Annotated in this window: 2 protein-coding genes, 3 pseudogenes and 1 other annotated feature; of the genes and pseudogenes, 3 read left to right on the top strand and 2 right to left on the bottom strand. The window is 37.1% G+C overall.

Translation table 11 applies throughout. The features are described 5' to 3' along the window. Both AC5YCI_RS16015 and AC5YCI_RS16010 read left to right on the top strand, forming a co-directional pair. A pseudogene (locus tag AC5YCI_RS16015) lies at nucleotides 1-977 on the top strand (IS3 family transposase); the annotation flags it as partial. Continuing rightward, nucleotides 33-149: a sequence feature (AL1L pseudoknot), on the top strand. It overlaps the preceding pseudogene by 117 nt. 40 nt (nucleotides 978-1,017) lie before the next feature. Then, nucleotides 1,018-1,239 (top strand): annotated as a pseudogene (locus AC5YCI_RS16010) (integrase core domain-containing protein); the annotation flags it as partial. A gap of 50 nt (nucleotides 1,240-1,289) precedes the next feature. Here AC5YCI_RS16010 and AC5YCI_RS16005 read toward each other — a convergent pair. Then, nucleotides 1,290-1,445, bottom strand: a pseudogene (locus AC5YCI_RS16005) (IS5/IS1182 family transposase); the annotation flags it as partial. Between the two features lie 174 nt (nucleotides 1,446-1,619). Then, nucleotides 1,620-4,979, bottom strand: a complete 3,360-nt coding sequence (locus AC5YCI_RS16000) for a DEAD/DEAH box helicase (protein ID WP_496175923.1) — start codon at nucleotides 4,977-4,979, stop codon at nucleotides 1,620-1,622. Nucleotides 4,980-5,468: 489 nt separating this feature from the next. Between AC5YCI_RS16000 and AC5YCI_RS15995 the strand changes: the two genes are divergently transcribed. Further along, a protein-coding gene (locus AC5YCI_RS15995) for an IS3 family transposase (protein WP_496175269.1) occupies nucleotides 5,469-6,628 on the top strand; the annotation gives its coding sequence in 2 pieces (ribosomal slippage) (nucleotides 5,469-5,715 and nucleotides 5,715-6,628; 1,161 coding nt in all). Nucleotides 6,629-6,633: the final 5 nt, after the last annotated feature.

The following is a 6,633-nucleotide window of genomic DNA, read 5'->3' as shown; positions in this document are numbered from 1 at the left end:
CAACGAGCCAATGAAATTCTACGTAAAGCAGCCGCTTTTTTCGCCCAGGCGGAGCTCGACCGCCCACACAAATAATGGTGGATTTTATCCATAACAATAAAGATCGATATGGTGTTGAAGCGATTTGTAGAATTTTACCGATTGCAGCTTCGACCTATTATCGGGCTTTAGATTTCGTTGATAACCCAGAACATCGAGCGAAACGTACTCTGCATGATTTACATCATGCAGAGCAAATCAAACGTATTTGGAAAGAAAGTTTAGGTCGATATGGTGTACGTAAAGTTTGGCAAAAATTGAAACGTGAAGGCTATGTTATTGCACGTTGTACAGTTACTCGATTGATGAAAAAGCTAGATATACAAGGTGTTTGGCGTGGTAAGAATAAACAAACTACCCGCAGCCGAGATGATCAAAAACGAGCAGATGATTTAGTGAAACGGAATTTTAGTGCTGATCGACCTGACCAATTATGGGTCAGTGACTTTACGTATATTCAAACCCATTCTGGCTGGGTCTACACCGCCTTTATTATTGATGTGTTCTCGCGAGCAATTGTTGGATGGAAAGTATCAACACGGATGAATACAGATATGGTACTTGATGCACTGGAGCAAGCATTGCATGATCGAGGCATGCCAAAGAATGTGATTCATCATTCCGACAGAGGTGTGCAATATCTTTCCATTCGCTATACCAATCGTTTAGAAGCAGCAAATTTACGAGCATCAGTCGGTACAACGGGTGATTCATACGATAATGCTTTGGCTGAAACGGTGAATGGCTTATACAAAACAGAGGTGATTGAATATTTAAAAGCAGACTGGCAAGGTTTAGCGGATGTACAACTTGCGACATTAAATTGGGTGGATTGGTTCAATAAAAAGCGTGTACACAGTGCATTGGCTTATGTATCGCCTTTTGAGTTTGAAGCAATGTACTATGATAAGATTAACCTGTTAGGTCAGGTAGCCTAACTTAAATAAAAAGTCTCCGATAAACCCGGTACGGTTCAGTAAAGGTCGTTGGGTTGATAATGTGATGATTGAACGATTATGGCGGAGCGTTAAATACGAGGAGGTTTATCTCAAAGCCTACAGCAATGTTTTTGATGCGAAAAAGCAATTAAATGCATATTTTGAATTTTATAATTTGAAACGACCTCATTCGAGTCTGGACAAAATGACTCCAGATGAGTTTTACTATAACCAGCTACCACAACAAAATAAGGTCGCTTAACTAGAGCAGAATATCACTTATAAATAAGCTTTTAGTTGTTCAAACAAGTGGGACCATCTCTGATTTCGTCCTTGTTTACCGATGGACGAAGCATACCATTGGGTGGCTGAATCGAACCAAATAGATATATTTCCTCGATTGATCAAGGCTTTATTGTAGGTAGACCAATGAGTTGTATGATAGATTTTAGGAGTAGGCTTATTCATGTGAGAATTATATTGCTAAATGAGTCCTTAGAGGTAGGTTTATACAACAAAGCCAATGTAACCTAAAACTGCAATCCACTTATACGATTTCCCGATAAAATATATCCCATTCAACACTCAGGATCTGACAAACTTTCGGTATATTCCTCAGACAAATTGAGTAATCCTTAACATTTATAATTTTTCAAATAGCTTCATAATATCATCTTGACTAATTTTCGCTTCACCTTCCAAACCGCTAGTTAAAATAGATTCGATTAAAGCAGATTTATCTTTCTGTAAATCTATGATCTTTTGTTCAATACTTTGATTTGTAATCAGTTTATAAACAAATACAGGCTTATTCTGACCAATTCTCCATGCCCTATCAGATGCCTGATTCTCAGTTGCTGGATTCCACCATGGATCATAGTGAATTACTGTATCTGCTGCAGTTAAATTCAAGCCGACCCCACCTGCTTTTAGGCTAATTAAAAAAATTGGAACTTGTCCATGTTGAAATTTTTCAACGACTTCTTGTCTTTTTTTAGTTTGTCCAGTCAATTTTACATAATCGATGGCGATCTTTTTTAACTGCTGCTCAATCAGACATAACATCGTCGTAAATTGAGAAAAAATTAAAATTTTTCTACCTTCTCCTACCATGGTATGCACCATCTCAATTAAATAATCTAATTTAGCTGAGCCAGCTTCTTCCTTTTTGAAATTTTCACCGTTTAATAAACTTGGATGACAGCATACTTGTCTTAATTTTAACAGTGCATCAAGAATATGGATTTGACTCTTTTTTAAACCCTTCTTTTCAACAATTTGTATAATATTTTTTTGCATTGTTGCACGCACAGCTTCATATAATTTCGATTGCTGTAAACTCATATTGATGTTTACATCAATTACTGTTTTTGCAGGAAGCTCTTGTTCCACTTGAGTTTTTAATCTTCTCAGAATAAATGGTTTTACTCTTGCTACTAGTTTTTCCTTAAGATAAGACTTTCCGTGCTTTTCAATAGGATATCGATATTGCCGATTAAACGCTTCCTGCGAATAAAGAAAACCAGGCATTAGGAAATGGAATAAGGCCCACAATTCACCCAAATGGTTTTCAATAGGTGTACCAGTCAAACACAACCGATGATCAGCGCTTAATGCGCGTACAACTTGTGCAGCTTTAGCTCGGGGATTTTTAATATATTGAGCTTCATCAAGAATAAGTTGATGAAACTCATACTGACTGAGTTTTTCCTGATCTCTCACAACCAGTGAATAACTGGTAATTACCACGTCATGGCTTTGAATTTCTTGGAAAAAATCATGCCTTTCTGCCCCTTGTAAAATCAATACTTTGAGGTCTGGTGTAAATTTATGAACTTCTTTAAACCAATTATGGACTAAAGAGCTAGGTGCAACAATTAAAGTAGGTTTTTGCTTTAGATAACCAGCCTGCTTTTCTAAAAGTAAATGTGCTAATGTTTGTGCTGTTTTGCCAAGTCCCATGTCGTCAGCTAGAATACCACCATGACCAATAGCTCTAAGAAACTGTAACCAAGCTACACCTTCTTGTTGATAGGGTCGAAGTTGCCCCCTGAAGCCATCTGGTGTACCTAAGATCTGCTGGGGTCCTTTCTTCATTTCCTCAATCATTTTATGTAGATGATCTGGCATTTTCCATTCGAATCTACCCCCTAAATCATCCTGTATATCTAAAAAATGTTGTGCATCATAATGATCTATTTTGCGTTCACCTTGATCTAATAAACTATATAAATTTAATATAATTGGCTTGATATCTTTAACTTGCATAGCAAAATCTGGATGTTTACCCAACAGAGCAGGGATCATAAAGATTCGATCATCATCTAAATATCTAAACTTCTCAGGATCCAATAAGTCTGGATATCGCTTCATTATCATTGAAATGATATCCAGTAGGTCATATTCTCTACCTTGTTTATCCTGAATTTTGGTTCCAATCTCAAACCATCCATTGTGGTTTTCTGAATCACGCATATAGAGTTCAATATGGTCTACATATTCCAGATTTAATGGGCTATTTTGCGTATGTTCAACTTTCCATCCTATCTTTTCGAATTGATTCACTGGAAATAATTGACTAGACCATTCCTTAAATTCAGCAGCAACAAGAGAATCTGTCTCCACATGTACAGGCTGTCGTTGCTGAGAAGATAGATCCTTAATCCATGTTAAAGATGGAAGTGCTTTCTCCAATCTTTGAAGTGCTTGTTGTTCTTGTAATAAATTGCGCTCTTGTCTTACAGGATGTCCTTGTATTTCTCCAATAAAATAATGATCAGTGCTAGTAAGATTTGCAGCTCCACTTGAATATCGGAACTCAATCTCTGCAAATGTTTGGCTATGATTATTTAATCTATGATTCAACTGATTTGTAGTCCCAAACCTTAAGATTGGCTGAGGTGAGCCACCTACTGTTTGTATTTCTTGAATAAAATTTGGCTTAGGTAGATTTTTCAAAAGATCAGATTGTGCTACGATTTTTTCAAAATCATGCATTAATTCTACTGACATTTCTGGCATTTTTTGAAAAGCAGTTAAAAGCTCAAATGATAACGTTGTTTCTAGATAGCCAACTTCGTTAGTAGAAATATCGATATAACATAAAGGCATTGTAGCCAATATCGATAAATTCGTATATATGTCTAAATGATAGAATTGATCCGTGTGACAAAAAGCAACTTTTAGTTTTTCTGTTTTAGTGACAATATTTTTTTGCCAACTTAGGTCTATTTGATAAACTTTATCTGACCACTGAAGAGGACGATCAATTGTTTTTTTCCAATATACCCGTTTACTGTGAATTAAATGCTCAAAAGACGTAAATGAAATACCTGTGATATCTAAGTACGATTGGTAGAAGTAATCCATTTTATTAGATTGAGAATAAGCATACAGTTGGCTAAATAATTTTCTTTGATCATCAGGCAATGTTAATTTCTTTGTAAGAATATTCTTATATTCCCTATAAGGCTTAAGACTGCCTACTGTACCATTTTGATTAAGTCGTCCTTTTTTAACCTCAATTGTTAGCTTAGAAAAAGATTGGTCCAAATAATAGATTAAACAATTAGTTGTTGGTGTAATAATCTCTTGATTATGAACATCTAATAAACAACGCTTAAATTCATTTAACCACTTCTTCGCTTGAGTCATTTGAGATGACTGAGGTTGTAATCCTGACTGAAGCAAGTATTCGCTATTTAACTGGGTATGTACCTTTTCTCTATATTCTTTAAAGAAGAGCCTTGCTAACGCTGCTGCATGTTTACAGTGATAACCCACGGGACAACTACAATCATCATCAATCAATATACCAGTTTTTAAATCATAAATAATATTCGTGTCATAATAGTCAGTACCCTCAATCTGGGCATACATAAAAAGCTCTTCATCCTCTATCACAATATCAATGGTCTGACGATCAATTCGACTCACATAACTAGCACTACGCTCGATCGTTTTAGGACTAAAAAGTTTTAAAAAATTTATTAATTCAGACATTTGATATAGTTGCCGGCTTATGTATTGCTCGTCATAAGAAGAAAGGTAATTTACTTAATTAGCTTTCTGAAGAGATATTTTCTTTTTATCTTACTTTGAAAATAATTACAATATTTGATATAGATAAGCCAAGTAGATAGCCTGCAAATAATAACGCTTGTGTATTCAATATCGCTAAAGTACCTATAGCTATATCGTAATTAACTTTGTGGCACGGCGTTTAGGGTAAATCGATTATTTCTAAGAAGAATACCAAAACATTAATGGCGTTACTTGTATTTTCTAAGCTGCCTACATGGCAGTGAACTAGAGTTAATTTCTAGCGCGGCTATCGTGGCATTTCTAAGCTGCCTACATGGCAGTGAACCGCCGTTTGACCCTGCGAGCTTATTTGAGAATTTTCTAAGCTGCCTACATGATCCTAGCCAAAATAATGGACAGCACGTCCCTCTAAAGATAACGTAACTTTAATCTTTGGAGATTCAAGAAATGGCTAAACGTTTTAGTCCTGAATTTAAACAGCAAGCGATTGATTATGCACTTTCAAACTCCCACGAACCTATAGCTGCAATCGCCCAGAAATTAGGTGTGGGTTATTCAACTTTAGACAAATGGATTCGTGAAGCCAATCCAGTGGGTTCAAGCAAACGTCAACTTTCACCAGAACAACAGCGGATCTTAGAATTAGAGAAAGAAGTCAAACAGCTCAGGGAAGCCAATGACATCTTTAAAAAAGCGCATGTGTACTTTCTGACAGATCATGCCAAGAAAAGTACACGGTAATTCAAGATCTGGATGTGAATGAAGTCACTGTATCTTCTGCCTGTCAATGCCTGGGTGTCAGCACTTCAGGCTATTATGCCTGGCGAAAACGCCAGACCAATCCAGCGCAGAAATATAATGATTTAAAAGCCGTATATTGGCAGCATCATGCACGATTGGGTGCACCTTCATTGGTACATGACATGCATGATTTAGGTTACAGCATGAGCGAACGAACCGTTGGAAGAATGCTTAAAAAGCTTGGTTTACGTAGCAGGATTGCACGTAAATACAAGCATACGACTGATTCAAACCATCGTTTGCCTACAGCGCCTAACTTGTTGGATCGTCAATTTACGGTCAATGAACCCAATAAGATCTGGACAACGGATATTACCTATATCCGTACTAAGCAAGGTTGGCTGTATTTATGTGTGATGCTGGATCTATTCAGCCGTCGTATTGTCGGCTGGCAAACCAGCCATCGAATAGACCGTCAATTGGTGTGTGATGCGTTTCATTATGCAATGGCTCGTCAGGGGTATCCAATGGGTGTCATGGTGCATTCGGACCAAGGCTCACAGTACTGTAGTCGTGATTTTAGGGCGCTATTATTGACGAATAACTGCGTTCAAAGTATGTCACGCAGGGGAAACTGTTGGGATAATGCAGTGACCGAAAGCTTCTTTCATACATTGAAAGGTCATGTGGTCCATGGCAGTGTGTTTGCCACTCGAAAAGAAGCGAATACAGTCTTGTTTGACTATATTGAGATTTATTACAATCGGGTCAGAAGGCATTCCGCAAACGGCTGGTTAAGCCCAGAAGCCTTTGAACAGAAATATTTTAAGAATTTAGAGGGATTTGTTGTCCACGATACTGTCTAGGATCA

The organism is Acinetobacter sp. CY17, assembly GCF_059515825.1.
Note: the sequence above shows the minus strand (reverse complement) of the source record. Positions and strands in the feature narration are given on the sequence as shown.